Origin of the sequence: Pseudomonas sp. OIL-1, from assembly GCF_010669185.1 — a bacterium.
Classification (GTDB): domain Bacteria; phylum Pseudomonadota; class Gammaproteobacteria; order Pseudomonadales; family Pseudomonadaceae; genus Halopseudomonas; species Halopseudomonas profundi.
In genome coordinates this window covers 3,170,796-3,190,543 of the sequence record NZ_CP048629.1, presented here as the reverse complement: position 1 = coordinate 3,190,543, position 19,748 = coordinate 3,170,796, and the positions used below count along the sequence as shown (strand labels likewise).

Below are 19,748 nucleotides of genomic sequence, written 5' to 3'. Positions count from 1 at the left end.
TGTTATAGCGGACGAAGCCATTGCGCATAGTGGCCTTGGGTAGCAACAGAAGACCGGCATCATCAGCGAGCATGAAAACCCTGGGATCAGGTGCCAGGTCCGGGTGTTGTCGCCGTACTTCGCAAAAGCTGGGGAAGCGATGCATCAGCCCGACAATACTGTGGCCATTAAGCAGATCCTTGCCGACATCCTGTACCAGGACACGAATTCGCGCCCTGGGGTTGCAAGTAATCAAGGGCTTACAACTTTCAATGAATGCACGCTGATTGAACAACCACAGTGCCTGATCAGCCGCGTAAATGGTCAGGCTGCGACGCGCCTGTAACGCGAGATTGCATGCATGCTGCAGCGCATTCTGCTCGTCGACTGGCACCAAGTCTGGATCGATGCCCAGGCGTTGCGGCTGAGGATATTCGCTATCGGGGCGCGTCGGTTCTTGCGGATTGTGGATCTCGAAGCGTCCAGGAGAAATGAAATCGATCGGGGCCATCTCGTCGGATGCGCTGTTTATGCCACTGCGGCAGATCATGCGGTGATGGGGAATGCCCGCCTCGAGATATTCACCGGAGTCGACCACAAAGCCCAGACCGCGATAGAAATCCAGCGCATAGGTCTGGGCTGAGAGCCTGAGCGTATCCATCCCTGCGCCGCGAGCATGTTCCATCACCGCCAGCATCAGCGCCCTGCCAAGGCCGGTGCCGCGCCAGTCACGCATAATCGCTACGCGACCTATGTGGCCATCCGGCAGCAGGCGTGCCGTGCCGGCAGGCTCGCCTTTCACTCGCATCAGGAAATGCACCGATACAGCGTCGTCGGCGTCCCATTCTTCATCGGCCGGGATACATTGCTCATCGATAAATACGGCTCGCCGGATATCGCGCAGCGATTCACAGCTGAGCCAGTCGGCTACCTCAATCCTGACGTCATTCCTCATCATCTCCCTCCGGCAGGAGGTCTCCCTTGTCGAGCAACTGTTCCAGTAACGTCCAGCCTTCCGTGTCGGTCTGCCACTGGAGCAGGTGCTCAGCGTCCAGATAATCCTCATTACAGACTAGTTGAACCAGCGGCAACAGTGAAGCAGGCAGCACGCAATGCTCACCACTGGCGAAGAGCACCACCTGGTCGCCTTCGACACGGTAGGCGAGGCGAGCGCTAGGATTGCGAACCAGACCGTAGCCCTGGCTCAACAGCTGCGCCAGTTCGCCTGGTTCCTGTGGCATGGGCTGGAGCAGTTCAGGATATCGGGGCTCGGTCATGAAACGTCCGAACCAGATAGCCAGGGCGGTTTTGTCATTGGCCGCTTCGAGCAGTATCTCCCGTAGCCGATCTACCGCAGCGTCGTCGATTTCGGCCGGATTGACGGGGACGGGCTGACCGGCGTCACTGTAGCGCTGCTGCTCGCTCAAATGCTGACCAAGGAAATCTGTGTAATGCACCAGCACTTCGTGATGGCTGGGTGCCCGGAAGCCGATCGAATAGGTCATGCATTCGTCTTCGGCGATACCGTAATGGGCCAGACCTGGCGGGATGTAAAGCATATCCCCCGGAGCCAGCACCCATTCCTCCTGCTGCTCAAATTCGCTCAGAATCTTGAGGTCGGGGTTATCCAGCAGCGGGCTTTCAGCGTCACAGCGTTGACCCAGTTTCCAGCGCCGGTGACCCTCGCCCTGCAGCAAGAAAACATCATAGTTGTCATAATGCGGGCCGACGCTGCCACCGGGCGTGGCATAGCTGATCATGACATCGTCCAGCCTCCAGCTGGGAAGGAAACTGAACGCTTTCATCAGGTCCGCGACGTCCGGGACGAACTGATCAACCGCCTGGACCAGTAGAGTCCAGTCCTGCTCGGGGAGCGAGCGGTAGTCGTCTTCAGTGAAGGGCCCGCGACGCAGCTCCCAGGGGCGCTCCCCATGTTCAAGGACGATACGGGACTCCACTTCATCCTCAAGCGACAGGCCGGCAAGCTCATCGGCTGATAATGGATTCTCGAAATCGGTAAAGGCCTGACGTATAAGCAGCGGTTTCTTCTGCCAATAGTCTCGCAGGAATGCTTCGACGGAGATGTTGCCAAGCGGTGAAACGTGATCGAGAGATGCCATCTAGAATACCTGTAACTTAAAACGCCCGGAGGCACCGGGCGTGTAGGAGAAGCGAGGAGGGCTAACGCCTAGGCAGGCTCAGACGCGCCTCGCCTGATCGACGGCGTTACCTATGTAGGAAGCAGGCGTGAGCGCCTTGAGTTCCTGCTTGGCCGCATCAGGGATTTCCAGGCCATCAACAAATTGTTGTAGCGCATCAGGCGTGATGCCTTTACCGCGCGTCAGCTCCTTCAGCTTCTCGTATGCATCCGGAACCGCGTAGCGACGCATGACCGTCTGGATTGGCTCGGCCAATACTTCCCAGCAGTTATCCAGATCTGCAGCTATCTTCTGAGCGTTCAGCTCTAACTTGCTGATTCCCTTGATAGTTGATTCGTAGGCAATAACGCCATGAGCGAAGCCAACACCGAGATTACGCAACACAGTGGAGTCGGTTAGATCCCGCTGCCAACGGGATATTGGGAGCTTGCTCGCCAGATGCTGGAGGAGGGCATTGGCGATCCCGAGATTGCCTTCCGAGTTTTCAAAGTCGATCGGGTTGACCTTGTGCGGCATCGTCGAAGAGCCGATTTCGCCAGCGACGGTCTTCTGCTTGAAGTAGCCGAGCGAAATATAGCCCCAGATATCACGGTCGAAATCGATGAGGATTGTATTGAAGCGGGCCACTGCGTCGAACAGCTCGGCGATATAGTCGTGCGGCTCGATCTGGGTGGTGTAAGGGTTGAAGGTGAGCCCGAGAATATCCTCAATGAAGCTCTTAGCGTTGTCTTCCCAATCGATCTGCGGATAGGCCGAGAGATGGGCGTTGTAGTTACCCACTGCACCGTTGATCTTGCCCAGCAACGGCACTGCCTCGACCTGGCTGATCTGTCGTTCGAGTCGATAAACAACGTTCGCCAGCTCCTTGCCCAGCGTGGTAGGCGAGGCAGGTTGCCCATGGGTGCGGGACAGCATCGGAACGTCCGCATACTGCTTGGCCAGTCCACGGATGTCATCGGCAATACGACGCATCAGCGGGAGCAGCACCTCATCACGGCCGCTGCGCAGCATCAGCGCATGGGACAGGTTATTGATGTCTTCCGAGGTGCAGGCGAAATGAATAAACTCATTAATTTCCTGAAGTTCCGGGAGACTCTTAACCTGTTCTTTTAATAGATACTCTACCGCTTTAACGTCGTGATTGGTGGTGCGTTCGATTTCCTTGATGCGTTCGGCGTGCTCAAGCTGGAAGTCATCCGCCAAGCGGTCCAGCAATTGATTAGCCTGATCAGAGAAGGGGCCTACCTCAGGCACACCCGGATGTGCAGCCAGGCATTGGAGCCAGCGAACCTCAACCTGAACACGGAAGCGGATGAGACCGTATTCACTGAAAATACTGCGCAGGCTGGCGGTCTTGCTGCCGTAACGGCCATCAACCGGAGATACGGCGGTGAGGGAGGAAAGTTGCATAGGATTCTCGTAATTGGTCAGGCGGAAAGGGGCAAATCATACACCAGTCCGGGGCGTTTTGGACCGTCGGGCAGGCAAGGTCAGGCTCAGCAGGGTGGACGCGAAGATCAGCCCGGCACCGAGCCAGGTGGTGAGACCAGGCACTTCATTCCATAGCAGCCAGGCGATGAAACCGGAGAACACAATGGCCAGGTAGCTGAACGGGCCAATCTTGCCTGGTGGTGCCAGGGCGTACGCATGAGACATGATCAGCTGGCTGGCCGTGGCGACAATCCCGACGCCGGCAAGCAGCAAGAGCTCGACTAGCGTCAGCGGTTGCCAGGCCCAAAACAAGGGTATGGCGGACAATAACGCCGAAAAGGTCGCAAAATAGAACACGATACGGCTGACTGGCTCGGTGTCGCTCATTGCTCTGATGGAAACCCAGGCAGACGCTGCCAGTAAACTCGCGCCGATACCCACCAGGCCCTTCGGATCGAACAGGGCCCCGGTCGGCTTGGCTACCAGCAGTACACCAGCGAAACCGATCAACACCATAACCATCATGCGCGGGGTCAAAGATTCACGCAGCCACAGCCAGGCGAGAATGGGGGTGAATACCGGGGCGGCATAGGTAAAGATCATCGAGTCGGCAAGCGGCAGATGGGCAATGGCGTAGAAAAAGCAGTACATCGCGCTCAAGCCATAGAAGGTGCGCAGGAAATGCCCGCCCAGTCGTTGGGTACGAAAGGGCCGGAATCCACGCACCGCAATCATCGGCAGAAAGAACAGCACGCCGATGAAGTTGCGAGCGAATACGATGGTCTCGTTGTTGACGGTCAGCGATGCTTCGCGAATCAGGACACCCATGATAGAGAACAGCAGGGCGGATAATGTCAATAACGCTGCGCCTTTGCGCGGATGGTCAAGCCGGGTCAGCTCAACCATTCAATACCGACCGGGTGGCATCCAGCAGCTTGCGTCGCGATACCAGCAGTTGCCAGCGGTGGCCATCCAGTTGACGCCATAAGCGTGCGGACCGAATGCCTGCCAGCAGCAGCGCGCGAATCTGGTTTGCAGTAGAGGGCTGCTGCAGATGACGCATGTCGCCCTGCACCTGGATGCGCATTTTCAGGGTACTGAGGGTGTCCTGGTAGGTGCCCCCGAGGCCGGCCATCACGTTGTCATGCAGCAAGCCGAAGTGCTCGACCTGGTTGCCAACCTGATCAAGCCGCTGTCCCAGTACTTGCAGCATGTCGTCACGCTTGGCGAGCTGTCGCTCAAGGGCCAACAGGTTCATGACATAACGCAGCGCTTGCCGTTGCAGGCCCACGGTATCACGTTCAAGCATGGCCTGGAGCGCCTGGATGCCGTGGCGGACCGGATAGAGCGAGCCGCCATAGACTTCCATCACGTCGTCGGGCGAGCGTTCGAAAATGCTTTGCAGGAGACAGCGTACAGGGCCTTCGCCGTACTGACCGGTTCGGGCGAGTTTGTCGACCTGCTGAGCGGCTTCGAATATGGCACCCAGCGCGATGACCTGTTCCTCCGCCCGGTTCATGCGGCGTCCTCGTCGCAGGCAGCGATTGCTGTTTCTATCACACCGCCACCAAGGCATACGTCGTCCTGATAAAGGACCACCGATTGACCGGGCGTCACTGCGCGTTGCGGCTCATCGAAGCGGATCAGATAACCAGAGTCCGTGCGCTCAAGTACGCAGTGCTGATCTGGCTGGCGATAACGCACCTTTGCCGTGAGCCTTACCGGAAACTCGAAAGCAGGGTGGTTGACCCAGAAAAGCTCGGAGCATTCCAGCGCACTGGCGAACAGCCAGGGATGGTTGTTGCCCTGGCCGACAACCAATACGTTGCGCTGCAAGTCCTTGCGCAGTACGTACCAGGGGTCATCTCGGGCACCCTGCATTCCGCCAATACCCAACCCCTGGCGCTGACCGATCGTGTGATACATCAGACCGTGGTGCTGACCGATAACCTGTCCGGTAGTGGTTTCGATATTCCCTGGCTGGGCCGGCAGATACTGCTTGAGAAAATCGCTGAAGCGGCGCTCACCGATGAAACAGATACCCGTGGAGTCTTTTTTCCGCGCCGTCGCCAGCTCGTACTTCTCGGCTATGCGGCGCACTTCCGGTTTTTCCAGCTCACCCACCGGGAAGAGGGTGCGTGCAATCTGTTCGCCCTGTACCGCATGCAAAAAGTAACTCTGGTCCTTGTTGCCATCGAGCCCGCGCAAGAGACGGGTCTGGCCGCCCGTATCGGCCCGGCGCACGTAGTGCCCGGTAGCAATCAGATCAGCGCCGAGCATCAAGGCGTAATCGAGGAAGGCTTTGAATTTGATTTCCCGGTTGCAGAGGATGTCCGGATTAGGGGTGCGCCCGGCTTTGTACTCTTCGAGAAAATGCTCGAACACGTTATCCCAGTACTCTGCAGCAAAATTCGCCGTGTGCAATTTGATGCCAAGCCGGTCGGACACGGCTTGTGCATCGGCCAGGTCCTCCCTGGCAGTGCAGTACTCGGTGCCGTCATCCTCGTCCCAGTTCTTCATGAACAGCCCCTCCACCTGGAAGCCTTGTTCCAGCAGAAGCGCAGCGGATACAGAGGAGTCCACCCCGCCGGACATGCCGACAATGACGCGGGTCTGGTTGGGCGTTCTATTGGATGTGGAAGTCATATCAGCGAATCAGGTCCAGTGGATAGTGCGGTTTCTCGAGATAATCCCGGATGCAATCAAGCACAAGATGGCTGCGCAGCTCGATCGGGGTGTTCTGCAGTTGCTCAAGTGTCATCCAGTGGGCAGCTATGATGCCATCATCCAGCTCGCGGGACGGGTCGTGGTTAAGAGGACGCCCAGCGAAACAGGTTCGTTGGTACGTCGTACCGTTACGGGCGGTAAACAAGTAAAGGCCAATGAGACCGGTAATCTCCACCGTCCAGCCGGTTTCCTCCAGCGTTTCACGCTGCGCCGCGTCAATGAGACTTTCGTCGGCTTCCAAATGCCCTGCGGGCTGGTTTAGAACAGCACGTCCATCCTGGCGCTCCTCTACCATAAGAAAGCGGCCCCGATCTTCGACGATGGTGGCAACGGTAAGGTGGGGTAAAAAACGCATGCCAGGCCTCCGTAAAGGTGGCATAGAGTAGCTTAAACATGCTCTGGCGTGAACCATGGCTCATAATTGCCTGCCATGCAGAGGTGCTGGAATAGATTCAAAAAACAGCTAGGATGCTGTTGCTCACCGATATGTAGCGGAGAATGTAGTGTTACTACATCCGGATGAACGTAAACGCCGCTCTGGTAGCTCAACGCAGCTGGAACGCGCACAGCTGGTGAAGAAGACCTAAAAGTGCGTGACTTTTTGTAGGAAAACTACAACAATGCCGGCACTCATTGAGCTCGTCGACTTTCATCGCTTTAATGAAAAAAGACAACAGAGCCGTGTACCTTATTCTCTGATCGCAGGTTATCCGCTTGCGATCAATCTTCTGACAACGACAACACAACGGAGTCAAACATGGGATACCAAAAGATCCAGGTGCCGAACAGCGGCGACAAAATTACCGTCAATGCGGACCTGTCTCTCAACGTGCCGGACAACCCGGTCATTCCTTACATCGAAGGCGACGGGATCGGTGTCGACATTTCTCCGGTCATGATGAAGGTTGTAGATGCTGCTGTTGAAAAGGCGTATGGCGGCAAGCGCAAGATCTCCTGGATGGAAATTTTTGCCGGCGAGAAGGCCACTCAGGTCTATGACCAGGACACCTGGCTGCCTGAAGAAACCCTGCATGCCGTCAAGGATTATGTGGTTTCGATCAAGGGTCCATTGACCACCCCGGTTGGCGGCGGCATCCGTTCGTTGAACGTTGCGCTACGCCAGCAGCTTGATCTGTACGTCTGTCAGCGTCCGGTCCGCTGGTTTACCGGTGTTCCTAGCCCGGTCAACAAGCCTGGCGACGTGGACATGGTGATCTTCCGTGAGAACTCTGAAGACATCTACGCAGGTGTTGAATTCAAGGCGGGTTCACCGGAAGCGAAGAAGGTCATCAAATTCCTCGAAGACGAAATGGGTGTCACCAAGATCCGTTTCACTGATATGTGCGGCATCGGCATCAAGCCGGTCTCCGAAGAGGGTACCAAGCGCCTTGTTCAACGCGCTCTGCAGTACGCAGTCGACAATGACCGCGATTCGGTGACTATCGTCCACAAAGGCAACATCATGAAGTTCACCGAAGGTGCCTTCAAGGAGTGGGGTTACGAAGTTGCCCGCACCGAGTTCGGCGCTGAGCTTCTGGATGGTGGTCCATGGATGCAGTTCAAGAACCCGAAGACCGGCAAGAACATCGTGGTCAAGGACGTCATCGCTGACGCCATGCTCCAGCAGATTCTGCTGCGTCCGGCTGACTACGATGTGATCGCCACGCTGAACCTGAACGGCGACTATCTCTCCGACGCGCTGGCCGCCGAAGTCGGCGGAATTGGTATCGCTCCGGGGGCAAACCTGTCCGACACCGTTGCGATGTTCGAAGCGACTCACGGCACCGCACCCAAGTATGCGGGCCAGGACAAGGTCAACCCGGGTTCGCTGATTCTGTCTGCAGAAATGATGCTGCGTCACATGGGCTGGATTGAAGCAGCTGATCTGATCATCAAGGGAACCGAAGGCGCGATCGCCAACAAGACCGTTACCTATGACTTCGAACGGTTGATGGAAGGTGCACAGCTGCGTAAATGCTCGGAGTTTGGTGATGACATGATCACCGCCATGGGCTGAGATAAGGAAACTGTTGTCGTTTCGTCGCGGCCGCGAGGGAATGGCAACAGATCCTGATTTCATGCAGAAACAATAAAGCCGGCTTAAGCCGGTTTTATTGTTTACTGCCCAGGAGGTTGGCCTGCGCTAAAAGGCAGCCTATGCTGCCGTCCGGGATCTTGAGTATCAGTGATTGGCTGAAGCAGTCTCCTTGAGCCCTGCCTTGGCTTCCTCGGGTTTCTTCTCTGCCACAGACTGGATATTGACCGCGTGCAGGCCCTTGGGGCCCTGGATGATTTCGAACTGGACAGGTTGTCCGGCTTTCAATGTGCGGTACCCCTCCATCTGAATTGCCGAATAATGCGCAAAAAGATCCTCATCTCGTCCATCGGCTACGACGAAGCCGTACCCTTTGGCATTATTGAACCACTTGACCTTACCGTTCTCCATTACCACATCCTCTGCTAACCCCGCCGGGGAAGAATGAAACTGAATTCACACAGCATGGAAAGATCAAAAACAAGTGACCTGCACGTCATGCTTGTTTACACTTTTTAACATTGATTCACAGTAAGTCAAGGTGCCCTCTGGCAAGCTGTGTACCAGTACACATTCCCCCTCGGAGTTCTGCTCCCAGCAACAGTGATCCATCAATATGTTTTCAAAGCAAAAAATTCTACTAACCTCCAACCAGGGGCCTGATGAACCGGGGCGCGAAGAAGATCACGATCTGGCGGTCGAGACGAGCAAGCCTGAGCTCAAACCGCCATCACGGTACAAGGTGGTTATGCTCAACGATGACTTCACGCCGATGGATTTTGTGGTAGAGGTGCTGGAGTCTTTTTTCATGCTGAATCGCGAAGCGGCAACTCAGGTGATGTTAAAGGTTCATACTGAAGGCAGGGCGGTTTGTGGCGTCTATACTCGGGACATAGCCGAGACGAAGGCCGAACAGGTAAATGAGTACGCGAGGGAATGCCAGCATCCGTTGATGTGTCAGATAGAACGGGACGCGTGATAAAGCGACTGGGTCGCATGATGAGGTGGCAAAATGCTGAATAGAGATCTCGAGATCACCCTGAACCTGGCGTTCAAGGAAGCGCGAAACAAGCGCCACGAATTCATGACGGTCGAACATCTGTTGTTGGCCTTGCTGGATAATCAGGCAGCAGTAGCAGTCATGCGCGCATGTGGAGCCGATATGGAGCGGCTGCGCCGCGAGCTGACCGAGTTCATTGATTCCACTACGCCATTGATCCCCAAGCACGACCACGAGCGCGAGACCCAGCCGACGCTGGGCTTTCAGCGCGTATTGCAGCGTGCCGTGTTCCATGTGCAAAGTTCGGGCAAGGGCGAGGTTAGCGGTGCCAATGTACTGGTGGCGATTTTCAGCGAACAGGAAAGCCAGGCAGTGTTCTTCCTGAAGCAGCAGCAAATCGCCCGGATCGATATCGTCAACTACATCTCCCACGGCATCTCCAAGGTCGCCGGCGATGCCGAGCAGATTCAACCGGAGCAGGAGGGTATGGACGAAGAGGCCGGCGAGGCCGCTACGTCGAACAACCCCCTTGAGACCTATGCCAGTAATCTCAACGAACAGGCCCGGATCGGACGGATTGACCCCCTGGTCGGGCGCGCTTCGGAGGTGGAACGGGTCGCTCAGATTCTGGTGCGGCGTCGCAAGAACAACCCGCTGCTGGTGGGTGAGGCTGGTGTGGGCAAGACGGCTATCGCCGAAGGGCTGGCCAAGCGCATCGTTGACGGTGAAGTGCCAGACATCCTGACCGAGGCGGTCGTGTACTCGCTTGATCTGGGCGCCCTGTTAGCGGGCACCAAATACCGCGGCGATTTCGAAAAGCGCTTCAAGGCGCTGCTAAAAGCCTTGAAGAAACGCCCGCAAGCGATTCTTTTTATTGATGAAATACATACCATTATTGGTGCCGGCGCGGCATCGGGTGGGGTGATGGACGCGTCCAACCTGCTCAAGCCAATGCTTTCTTCCGGGGAGATCCGCTGTATCGGCTCGACTACCTTCCAGGAGTTTCGGGGCATCTTCGAGAAAGACCGGGCGCTGGCTCGTCGTTTCCAGAAGGTCGATGTTATCGAGCCTTCAGTCGAAGATACCGTACAGATCCTGCGGGGTCTCAAGAGCCGGTTCGAGGAACATCACGGCATCCGTTATACCGACGAAGCGCTAAGAGCCGCCTCTGAGCTGGCGTCGCGCTACATCAATGATCGTCATATGCCGGACAAGGCGATTGATGTTATCGACGAGGCGGGCGCCTATCAGCGTCTGAAGCCGGTTGAGGAGCGGCCCGAGTGCATCGATGTGGCGGAAGTCGAAGCAATTGTCGCCAAGATCGCGCGGATACCGCCGAAGCACGTTTCGTCCACCGACAAGGAGCTCTTGCAGAATCTCGACCGGGATCTCAAGCTGGTGGTCTTTGGCCAGGATACCGCGATCGAATCGCTATCCACCGCGATCAAACTATCGCGTGCCGGCCTCAAGTCTGCGGACAAGCCGGTGGGCTCGTTCCTGTTCTCCGGCCCCACAGGCGTAGGCAAGACCGAAGTAACCCGTCAGTTGGCGAAAAGCCTTGGCGTGGAGCTGGTGCGGTTCGATATGTCGGAATACATGGAACGGCATACGGTCTCCAGGTTGATCGGGGCGCCGCCAGGTTATGTCGGCTTTGATCAGGGCGGTCTGCTTACCGAAGCCATCAACAAGACGCCGCACTGCGTATTGCTGCTGGACGAGATCGAGAAGGCGCACCCGGAAGTCTTCAACCTGCTGTTGCAGGTGATGGACCATGGCACGCTGACCGACAACAACGGCCGTAAAGCGGATTTCCGCAACGTGATCATAGTGTTGACCACCAACGCCGGCGCTGAATCCATGTCCCGCGCGTCGATTGGCTTCACTCGTCAGGATCACACCAGCGACGCGTCGGAAGTGATCAAGAAGACGTTCACCCCCGAGTTTCGCAACCGTCTGGACGCGATCATCCAGTTTGGCAGCCTGAGCCATCAGAGCATCACTTCGGTGGTCGACAAGTTCCTCACCGAGCTTCAGGCCCAGCTGGAAGACAAGCACGTGGTCATTGAAGTCGATGAAGACGCTCGTAAGTGGCTGGCCGAACACGGCTATGATCCGCTGATGGGTGCGCGGCCAATGGCGCGTCTGATTCAGGACAAGATCAAACGGCCCCTGGCCGAACAGATCCTGTTTGGGGATCTCGCTGAGCACGGTGGCACTGTCCAGATCAGTTTGCGCGACGACGAACTGATCCTGAATGTGCTGGAAGAAGAAATGGCCTGAGCATCACAGGTCGGGACAAAGCCGGTACGGGGTTAGCGTCAGCTAGCCGCGTACCGGCTTTTTTATTGCGGGCAATTCTGACTGCAAGCAATCAGCAGTTGAATGTCGCCCATATCGGGGCGTGGTCAGAGGGCTTTTCCATCGACCGGATGTCATAGTCGATGCCTGTATCGACGCATGATCCAATCAGGGCTTTGCTCGCCATGACCACATCGATACGCAACCCGCGGCGGGGGTCGTCATCGAAACCGCGGCTGCGATAGTCAAACCAGCTGAACCTGTCATTCACGTCCGGATTCAGATGCCTGTAAGTATCAACCAAGCCCCAATCCTTGAGCCGCTGGAGCCAGGCACGCTCCTCAGGCAGGAAGCTGCATTTGCCGGTGCGTAGCCAGCGCTGGGCATTGACTGCGCCGATACCGATATCACAATCCTCGGGAGAGATGTTTATATCGCCCATCACCACCAACTTCTGTTCAGGGCTGAAGTTTTGCTCGATATGCGCCTGGAGATCAGCGTAGAAACGCGTCTTGGCTGGGAACTTGACGGGGTGATGACGGCTCTCACCTTGAGGGAAGTAACCGTTGAAAACGACCATTTCAGAGCCATCGGAACAGGTCAGGGCAGCGGAAATCATTCTGCGCTGTGAGGCCTCGCCATCGGTTGGTAAGCCTTTGACGAGCCAGAGTGGCTCCGCTCGGGTCAACAGCGCGACACCGTAATGGCCTTTCTGACCGTGGTAAAACACGTGATAGCCCAACGATTCGACTTCAGCCAAGGGAAACATTGAATCGTCTACCTTGGTTTCCTGCAAACCGATCACGTCAGGAGAGTGACGCTCAATTATCGCCTTTAATTGATGAGGTCGTGCTCTCAAGCCATTGATATTAAAAGAAACTACTTTCATCGTTTGTCCTATGAATTCAGGCAATCGGTGCCGGTTGGCAAGGTTTTCAGAGCAGAAGCCATGCACCTTAACAGCTGACGCTTCGCAGGTTTCGGTCCGATCGAACGGGGCAGCATGTTAGCATTCCTCCCGCCATTCAGTTGTTGGATAATCGAAATCATGGCTCGACCTTTTATTCCGGTATCCCTGCTTGCGTGCCTGCTGCTGGTCTCCACTGCCGGACAGGCCGAGCTGAGAGTCAATGTGGAGCCCGCCAACACCGCAGTAAGAAACAATATCCAGGCCTTCATAGGTCCTGTCGAAGCCGAGAACCGGCGCGATATGTGGCGCCAGGCCAGGCATAGCCGGGACCAGGCCATCGACGCTGCCAAGGCGCTTGGTTACTACGATGTGCGCGTTCGTCCTCGCGTTACCGGCAGCAACGACTCACCTGTTCTGGAACTCAACGTAACGCTTGGCGAGCCAGTCCGCCTGCGGGAGGTTGATATCCGCGTGACCGGCCCCGGTGAAGGGACGCCTGCCTTTCGGCGACCGGACAGCCCGAGGCTGACCCCCGGCGCAAGACTGCATCATGGGCATTACGAAAGTGCGAAATCACTGATCAGCAATCAGGCTTTACGTTACGGTTATTTTTCCGGACGTTTCGTTGAAAGCCGCCTGTTGATTGATGCTGAGGCGAATCAGGCTGACATTTCCCTGCTTTACGATTCTGGTGAGCGCTATCGCCTTGGGGATGTGACGTTCTCCGATACGCCATTTACGGAAGATCTGCTGCGCAGCATCGTTACCTTCGATAGCGGCGTGCCCTATGATTCGGAGCTGTTGGCCGAATTCAACCGCGACCTGTTATCGACAGGCTACTTCGAGAATGTGCAGGTGCTCGCGCCCGCGTCCCAGGCGGTTGATGGCGTCATACCGGTGCAGGCGACTCTCAGCGCACGCAAGCCGCACTCGCTCGGCTTCGGTGGCGGCTATTCCACGGACGTGGGTGCCCGCGGGCGTATCAACTGGACTCAGCACTGGCTGAACGAACACGGTCATAGCCGCGGTGCGGACCTTGAGTTATCCCTGCCCAGACAACAGATCACCACCTGGTACCAGATTCCGCTGACGCCTCCGCAGGCATCCAGTCTGCGATTCTTCACCGGTATCCAAAAGGAAGACATCGAGGACGTCGAGACAGAAAATTTCGTAATTGGCGCGCTCCATCAGCGACGACTGAAAAACGGCTGGGAACGGGCGATAGGTCTGCGGCTTGAAGAAGAACGCTTCAAGGTGGGTAACGATGAGGGCGATGCCACCCTGTTGATACCCAGTCTCGGCTTCAATCGCACCAACAGCGATGGCGGCATGGACCCAAGCCAGGGCTATAGCCTTGCGTTCGAAGTTCAGGGCGCCAAGGAAGGCTTCATCTCTGACTTTGACTTCCTGCGTGTGACCGGCGCTGCGCGCGGCCTCTACACCCTGCAGGATCGGCACCGGCTGTTGGGCCGAGCGCAGCTTGGCGCCGTTGCCAGCCAGAGCTTCGAGCGCGTGCCACCCTCGCTGCGCTTCTTTGCCGGCGGCGACCAGAGCGTGCGCGGCTATGACTTTCGCACCTTATCGCCGGTCGACGAGACCGGTGACAATATCGGCGGTCGCTACCTGGTGGCGGGGAGTCTCGAGTATCAATATGAGTTCATTGATAAATGGCGCGGCGCGGTGTTCGTCGACCATGGTAACGCCGTCGATTCGCTTGAAGATCCGCTGGAAACCAGCGTCGGGGTCGGGATTCGCTGGGTATCGCCGATAGGCCCCATTCGCCTGGACCTCGCCAAGTCCATAAGCGACTCGGAGCAGGGCTTTCGTATTCATTTTGCCATGGGACCTGAGCTGTGATCTGGTTCATTACCAAGATATTTTTGCGGGGGCTGTTGATCCTGGCGCTGATCCCTCTGGTGCTGGCATTGCTGCTTGCCAACGATGGGGTAAATCGCTGGTTGTTCAAGCAGGTCGAAGAATTCGAGCCCCGCCTGCAACTGACCGACGTCACGGGTGATCTGTGGGGCGGCTGGTCAGTAGAGCGTCTCGAGTGGCGTGACGAGAACCTGCAGCTGGTTGTTGAGGACCTGGCCAGTTCCTGGACTTTTCGCTGCCTGGGAAGCGGGCGGCTTTGCGTCGAGTACATCGACATCGCCAGCATCCATATCGACACGCAACCTGCAGAAGAAGAGGAGCCCGCTACCAATCAGGCCATAGAACTACCGGATATCGATCTACCGCTCGGGCTGGATCTGCAGCGGCTTTCGATCGGCAGTATCTGGCTGGGACCGGAAGAGCCCGTACTGACAGATATATTCCTCACCGCTGCGTTGGACGGGCAATTACTTTATATACGTGAGTTCAGCGGGGCGGGGCCGCAGTTGAGCTGGAAGCTGGACGGCGAAATTCGTATGGCTGATGGCTGGCCCCTGATGATTCGAACCGTCGCCGACTTGCCGCCTGTGGACGAGCGCGAACTCGCTGCCGACCTCAGGCTCAGCGGCAGTGTCGAGGACCTGCGGATTGATCTTCGCACGGATGGTTATATCACCGGCCGCCTGACCGGTCGCGTCGCCCCTCTGGAACCCGCTTTGCCGCTTACCCTGGAGTGGCAGAGCGAGGATTATCTTGCCCTGTCGACGCTGCCTGAAACGCTGACTCTGCAGGCTCTGGCAGTGACCGCGCAGGGGAATCTCGATTCTGGCTATGCGCTACGCGGCCAGGGCAGCCTGCCTGGCGAAGGCGGCGAGATTGCATTGCAGCTGGACGCTTTGGCCAGGGCCACAGGCGTTTCCGATCTGGAGCTCCAGCTCCGGGTTGCGGACGAACCTGCCAGGCGTATCGCGCTCACCGGAGCCGCTTCCTGGGAGGATGAGCTTGAAGCTGAGATCCAGGCAGAACTGGACCGGTTCCCCTGGCAATGGCTATACCCTCAGGATATCGGCGAGATCGTCGTAGAACAGCTACAGGTAGACGCCAGTTTGCAAGGCATGGAGTTTCGTAGCGAACTGAGCGCTTCGCTGTCCGGGGTTGCGGGGCAAAGTGCGGATATCCAGATGACCGTAGCCGGCAACCCGGACCGCATCAATGTTGCGCCCCTTACCGTCACAACCTCCGCGGGCAGCGCCAACGGAGAACTGGCGCTGGAACTCACAGAGGGTGTTGCCTGGGATGCCCAGCTGCTGTTGGAAGACCTGGACCCGGGGGTTTTCGTCGCAGATCTGCCAGGTAGCCTCAATGGCCCGATAAGCAGCCGGGGCAGCCTGGAAGATGAACAGCTAGAACTGGTCGCCGACTGGGAGCTGAACGGCTCCTTGCGTGAGCGTGAGTTGCGGCTGTACGGCGCCGTAACCAAGCAGGACCAGAACTGGGACTTCACAGACATACTGCTTACCCAGGGGGAGAACCGTGTTTCGGGCGGAGGCCGCTGGGGTGAAGAGATAGCGGCGGATCTCGATATCGATCTCCGCGCACTGGAGAGCTTGTGGCCGGGGTTGTCGGGGCAGCTTGTTGGTGATGTCAACGCAGCAGGTTCGCTGGATGCGCCGCGGGTGAACGCCAATATCCAGGGGCATCAGATTGGCTACGAACAGCTAGAACTGAATCAGATCAGCCTGACTGGTGAAGTGACCCTGTCCGAGGAAATGCCCGGCCGGCTGAATCTGTCCGCTGATCGCATGCGAAATGGCGAGACCCGCCTGGGCAATCTCGACATTCAATTGCAGGGTAACCGTGCGGCCCATGCGCTGGATCTCACGCTGGAGCGCAGCGTGCTCGATATCCGCAGCCGGGTTGAAGGCGGCCTGACTGACGACCTGTGGCAAGGTAGCCTGGTACGTGGCGAAATCGAGGCCAGCGGTCTGGATTGGCAGCTGGAGGGCCGCGCTCCGATTGAATATCAACTGGCTGACGGCCAGCTCGCGTTGCAGGCGCATTGCTGGACGCATGAGTCGGCGCGTCTGTGTTTCGAAGGGCCTCAGCAATTGATGCCAGACCGGCAGCTGGCTCTGACGCTGAACGAATTTCCTCTGACATCGCTCGAAGATTTCCTACCCGAGGATTTCTCCTGGAATGGCACGCTGAATGCGGATGTCGAGTTCTCCCAACCCGCCGGTGAGCAGCCGACAGCAGAGGCCAGGATCAGCAGCGTTGACGGTATGGTTTCGGTCACCGACCTGGACCAGACGATTGCCTTTCCCTATTCGCGTCTCGAGCTTACCTCGCAGCTCGATCCCCAGCGTGCGCGGAATAACTTCGTCCTGCAGAGTGAGGCGCTTGGTCAGCTGAATATTCAGGCGGATGTTCAGGACCCGGCGGGTGAGCAACAGCTCACCGGTAGCTACCAACTCGACGGCTTCAAACTCGACTTTATCCGGCCTTTCCTGCCAAACGTCGAGGTGGTGCGCGGCGAGCTGAACGGCAACGGGGATCTGGCCGGTACGCTGCAGGCACCCGAAGTGGCAGGTGTCGTCGTGCTGCAGGAAGGTGAAATCAGCGGCCCGGAGTTGCCGGTCAGCTTCGAGCAGCTGAACGCTCGCGCAGAGATCTCCGGACAGAGCGCTACGCTTTCAGGTGATTGGCGCAGCGGTGAAGCAGGGCAGGGCAACATCAGCGGGCAGATCGTCTGGGCGCCCGAACTCGACCTCTCGCTGGCGGTAACCGGCAGCGCCCTGCCAGTCACGGTGGAACCCTACGCTGACTTGCAGGTCAGTCCGGACCTGACGATCAGTCTGGCTGACAACCGCTTGCAGGTGCTCGGCCAGATAGCCATCCCGGAAGGCGATATAACGGTTCGTGAATTGCCGCCTCAGGCTGTCAGGTTATCGCCTGACGCCGTTGTGGTAGGCGAACAGACTGCAGTTGAACAGGCTCCACTGGATATCGATGCAAGCGTGCAGCTGATTATCGGCGATCAACTGCGTTTTTCAGGCTTTGGTCTGACCGGCCGGTTGCGTGGACAAATTCAGGTTGAGGAGACCATGACCGCCAACGGCGATCTGAACATCCTTGACGGCCGCTACCGTGGCTACGGGCAGCGGCTCAAGCTCCGTCGCGCGCAGCTTCTGTTTGCCGGCCCGATAAGCCAGCCGTACCTCAACATCGAAGCGATCCGCGAGGTTGACGGCGTTACCGCCGGGCTGCGTTTGACGGGACCAGCGGAACAGCCCCAGTCGGAGATATTCTCTGAACCGGCTATGGCTCAGGAGCAGGCATTGTCCTATCTCATACTGGGGCGGCCGCTTGGTAGCGACGGTGGTGATTCCAACGTGCTCGGCCAGGCCGCTCTGGCATTAGGCATGGCGGGCAGCGGGCCCATGGCGCAGAGCATTGCTGGCAGTCTGGGGATCAAGAATTTCCAGCTCGATACCGAAGGTACCGGCGACACCACTCAGGTGGTTGCGGCGGGCTATCTGACGGATAAGCTCAGCCTGCGCTACGGGGTAGGCGTGTTCGAGCCGGCCAGTCAGGTCGGGATCCGTTATGAACTGACACGCCGTCTGTATCTCGAAGCACTTAGCGGTTTTGCCAGTTCGCTGGATTTCTTCTACCGTATCGATTTTTGAGCGACTGCAGGCGCAAGTGCTACAGTGATTCCCATTCACAGCCCGCGCAACCTGCGCGGCATCAACAAGGAGCTCTCATGTCCAGTGTTACTTTGAAAGGCAACCCGATCACCATTGGCGGTACATTTCCGGCACTTGGTGACAGTGCGCCGGCGTTTAGCCTGGTGGCCAAGGATCTGTCTGATACCACATTGTCCAGCCTTGCTGGCAAGCGCAAGATCCTGAACGTTTTCCCCAGCGTTGACACGCCGACCTGCGCCACCTCCGTACGCAACTTCAACAGCAAGGCGAGCCAGCTGGACAATACTGTGGTGCTGTGTATTTCCGCTGACCTCCCATTTGCCCAGGCGCGTTTCTGCGGCGCTGAGGGTCTGGACAACGTGGTCATGCTGTCAACCCTGCGTGGTGGCGAGTTTCTGCAGGACTACGGTGTCGCGATCGAGAACGGTCCGATGGCAGGCCTGACTGCACGCGCGGTAGTGGTACTGGACGAACAGGACAAGGTTCTGCATAGCGAGCTGGTTGCAGAAATCGGCAGCGAGCCGGATTATCAGGCTGCGCTCGATAGCCTGGCCTGAACGCCACGCGGGTTAGCTGCTCACCCCGTGTCAGCTAACCCGCCAGCAGAGCGATGACCGCGCCGCTGGCAAAGGCCACCACTACAACCGTGCCAAGCAGCAGCTTGCGCACGGTTTCAGATCCCACTCCCAAGGCCTGATCTTTCGCATCGCTGGTAAAGCGCCCGGATGTGCGATGTAGTCCTTTCTCGGTAACAGGCGAGAAGAGATTATCCTCGCGCGCTGGATCCTCGTCTTCATCGGTCAACTGACCGTCCCATGCCTGCTTGGACATCATCCTGTCAAGCACACCTGGCATGACCATGCTACCCAGAATTGCCTGCAACGAAGCCTTGCCCAGCCACAACTCCCGCGGTGCATCGATGGCTGAACGGAGTATTGCCCGAGCGGCGACCTCGGGCGTATGGATCGGCGGTACCGGTTGCGGCCGCTTGGGCATATGATTGCGGACCCAGTCGAATTGGGGCGTGTTATGAGCCGGAAGTTGCACCATGGTGATACGGATGGCGCTGTTCTCGTGAATCAACTCGCAACGCAGCGCGTCTGTGAATCCCCGCACAGCAAACTTGGCTGCACAATAGGGTGCCTGCAAGGGGATGGCGCGGTAGGAGAGGGCGGAGCCAACCTGTACGATGGTGCCGTGATCGCGCCGCTGCATGCGGCGCAATGCCGCCTGGGTGCCGTGCACGCAGCCCAGATAAGTGACTTCACTGACACGCCGGATTTCCTCGGCAGGTAGCTCGGCGATTTTGCCGAACACCGTAACCATTGCAGCATTCACCCAGACATCGATCGGCCCGAGCTCTGCTTCGATCCGATCCGCCGCGCTTTCCACCGCAGCTGCATCCGATACATCCACCGCAATTGCCAGGACACGCGTACCGCCGGATTCCAGCTCGGCACGCGTATCTTCCAGCCCCTGTTCGCCGCGGGCGAGCAGCGCAACCTGATACCCGGCGCGGGCGAACTCCTTGGCGGTTGCGCGTCCCACCCCAGCATTGCTTCCAGTGATCACAACGGTGAGTTGCTCATCGCTCATATCATTACCTTTTATTGATGCCTGGATA

At 57.7% G+C, this 19,748-nt stretch carries 15 protein-coding genes and 1 pseudogene; 6 read left to right on the top strand and 10 right to left on the bottom strand.

Annotated elements, in window-relative coordinates; all coding sequences use genetic code 11:
* Positions 1-514: 514 nt before the first annotated feature.
* From G3M63_RS19570 to G3M63_RS14750, 7 genes and pseudogenes are all read right to left on the bottom strand, one after another.
* Positions 515-937, bottom strand: a pseudogene (locus G3M63_RS19570) (GNAT family N-acetyltransferase); the annotation flags it as partial.
* Positions 924-2,099, bottom strand: a complete 1,176-nt coding sequence (locus G3M63_RS14775; RefSeq protein ID WP_163983621.1) for a cupin domain-containing protein — start codon at positions 2,097-2,099, stop codon at positions 924-926. The gene G3M63_RS14775 and the pseudogene G3M63_RS19570, both read right to left, overlap by 14 nt.
* A 78-nt stretch (positions 2,100-2,177) precedes the next feature.
* Positions 2,178-3,548, bottom strand: a complete 1,371-nt coding sequence (purB, locus tag G3M63_RS14770) for an adenylosuccinate lyase (protein ID WP_163983620.1) — start codon at positions 3,546-3,548, stop codon at positions 2,178-2,180.
* 36 nt (positions 3,549-3,584) lie between these two features.
* Positions 3,585-4,475 carry a DMT family transporter gene (locus G3M63_RS14765; protein ID WP_163983619.1) on the bottom strand — a complete coding sequence of 297 codons (891 nt, stop codon included), beginning with the start codon at positions 4,473-4,475 and terminating at the stop codon, positions 3,585-3,587.
* Positions 4,468-5,088, bottom strand: a complete 621-nt coding sequence (hflD, locus tag G3M63_RS14760; protein WP_150301589.1) for a high frequency lysogenization protein HflD — start codon at positions 5,086-5,088, stop codon at positions 4,468-4,470. Before hflD ends, G3M63_RS14765 begins: the two co-directional genes overlap by 8 nt.
* On the bottom strand, positions 5,085-6,215 hold the full coding sequence (gene mnmA, locus G3M63_RS14755) for a tRNA 2-thiouridine(34) synthase MnmA (protein WP_163983618.1): 1,131 nt from the start codon (positions 6,213-6,215) through the stop codon (positions 5,085-5,087). Before mnmA ends, hflD begins: the two co-directional genes overlap by 4 nt.
* A gap of 1 nt (position 6,216) precedes the next feature.
* Positions 6,217-6,651 (bottom strand): NUDIX hydrolase, encoded by a 435-nt coding sequence (locus tag G3M63_RS14750; protein ID WP_163983617.1) that lies wholly within the window; start codon positions 6,649-6,651, stop codon positions 6,217-6,219.
* 402 nt (positions 6,652-7,053) lie between these two features.
* Between G3M63_RS14750 and icd the strand changes: the two genes are divergently transcribed.
* Positions 7,054-8,313: an NADP-dependent isocitrate dehydrogenase gene (gene icd, locus G3M63_RS14745; RefSeq protein WP_163983616.1), complete on the top strand. Its 1,260-nt coding sequence runs from the start codon at positions 7,054-7,056 to the stop codon at positions 8,311-8,313.
* 165 nt (positions 8,314-8,478) lie between these two features.
* Here icd and cspD read toward each other — a convergent pair whose 3' ends face one another.
* Positions 8,479-8,742: a cold shock domain-containing protein CspD gene (gene cspD, locus G3M63_RS14740; protein ID WP_150301593.1), complete on the bottom strand. Its 264-nt coding sequence runs from the start codon at positions 8,740-8,742 to the stop codon at positions 8,479-8,481.
* A 205-nt stretch (positions 8,743-8,947) separates the two neighbouring features.
* Here cspD and clpS point away from each other — a divergent pair, with 205 nt between their 5' ends.
* Entirely contained in the window at positions 8,948-9,310 is a 363-nt protein-coding gene (gene clpS, locus G3M63_RS14735) for an ATP-dependent Clp protease adapter ClpS (protein ID WP_150301594.1), read from the top strand.
* Between the two features lie 33 nt (positions 9,311-9,343).
* The gene (clpA, locus tag G3M63_RS14730) at positions 9,344-11,611 is read left to right on the top strand and encodes an ATP-dependent Clp protease ATP-binding subunit ClpA (protein WP_150301595.1); all 2,268 of its coding nucleotides are present in this window, start codon (positions 9,344-9,346) and stop codon (positions 11,609-11,611) included.
* Positions 11,612-11,702: 91 nt separating this feature from the next.
* Here the strand turns inward: clpA and xthA are convergent, their stop codons facing one another.
* Positions 11,703-12,518: an exodeoxyribonuclease III gene (xthA, locus tag G3M63_RS14725; protein WP_163983615.1), complete on the bottom strand. Its 816-nt coding sequence runs from the start codon at positions 12,516-12,518 to the stop codon at positions 11,703-11,705.
* 159 nt (positions 12,519-12,677) lie between these two features.
* Here xthA and G3M63_RS14720 point away from each other — a divergent pair, with 159 nt between their 5' ends.
* The 3 genes from G3M63_RS14720 (at position 12,678) to tpx (ending at position 18,681) form a co-directional block, all read left to right on the top strand.
* Positions 12,678-14,396, top strand: a complete 1,719-nt coding sequence (locus tag G3M63_RS14720) for an autotransporter assembly complex family protein (protein WP_163983614.1) — start codon at positions 12,678-12,680, stop codon at positions 14,394-14,396.
* Entirely contained in the window at positions 14,393-18,103 is a 3,711-nt protein-coding gene (locus tag G3M63_RS14715) for a translocation/assembly module TamB domain-containing protein (protein WP_163983613.1), read from the top strand. The genes G3M63_RS14720 and G3M63_RS14715 overlap by 4 nt, the downstream gene beginning before the upstream one ends.
* Positions 18,104-18,180: 77 nt before the next feature.
* On the top strand, positions 18,181-18,681 hold the full coding sequence (tpx, locus tag G3M63_RS14710; protein ID WP_163983612.1) for a thiol peroxidase: 501 nt from the start codon (positions 18,181-18,183) through the stop codon (positions 18,679-18,681).
* A gap of 34 nt (positions 18,682-18,715) precedes the next feature.
* Here tpx and G3M63_RS14705 read toward each other — a convergent pair whose 3' ends face one another.
* Positions 18,716-19,720, bottom strand: a complete 1,005-nt coding sequence (locus G3M63_RS14705; RefSeq protein WP_163983611.1) for an SDR family oxidoreductase — start codon at positions 19,718-19,720, stop codon at positions 18,716-18,718.
* Positions 19,721-19,748 lie beyond the last annotated feature (28 nt).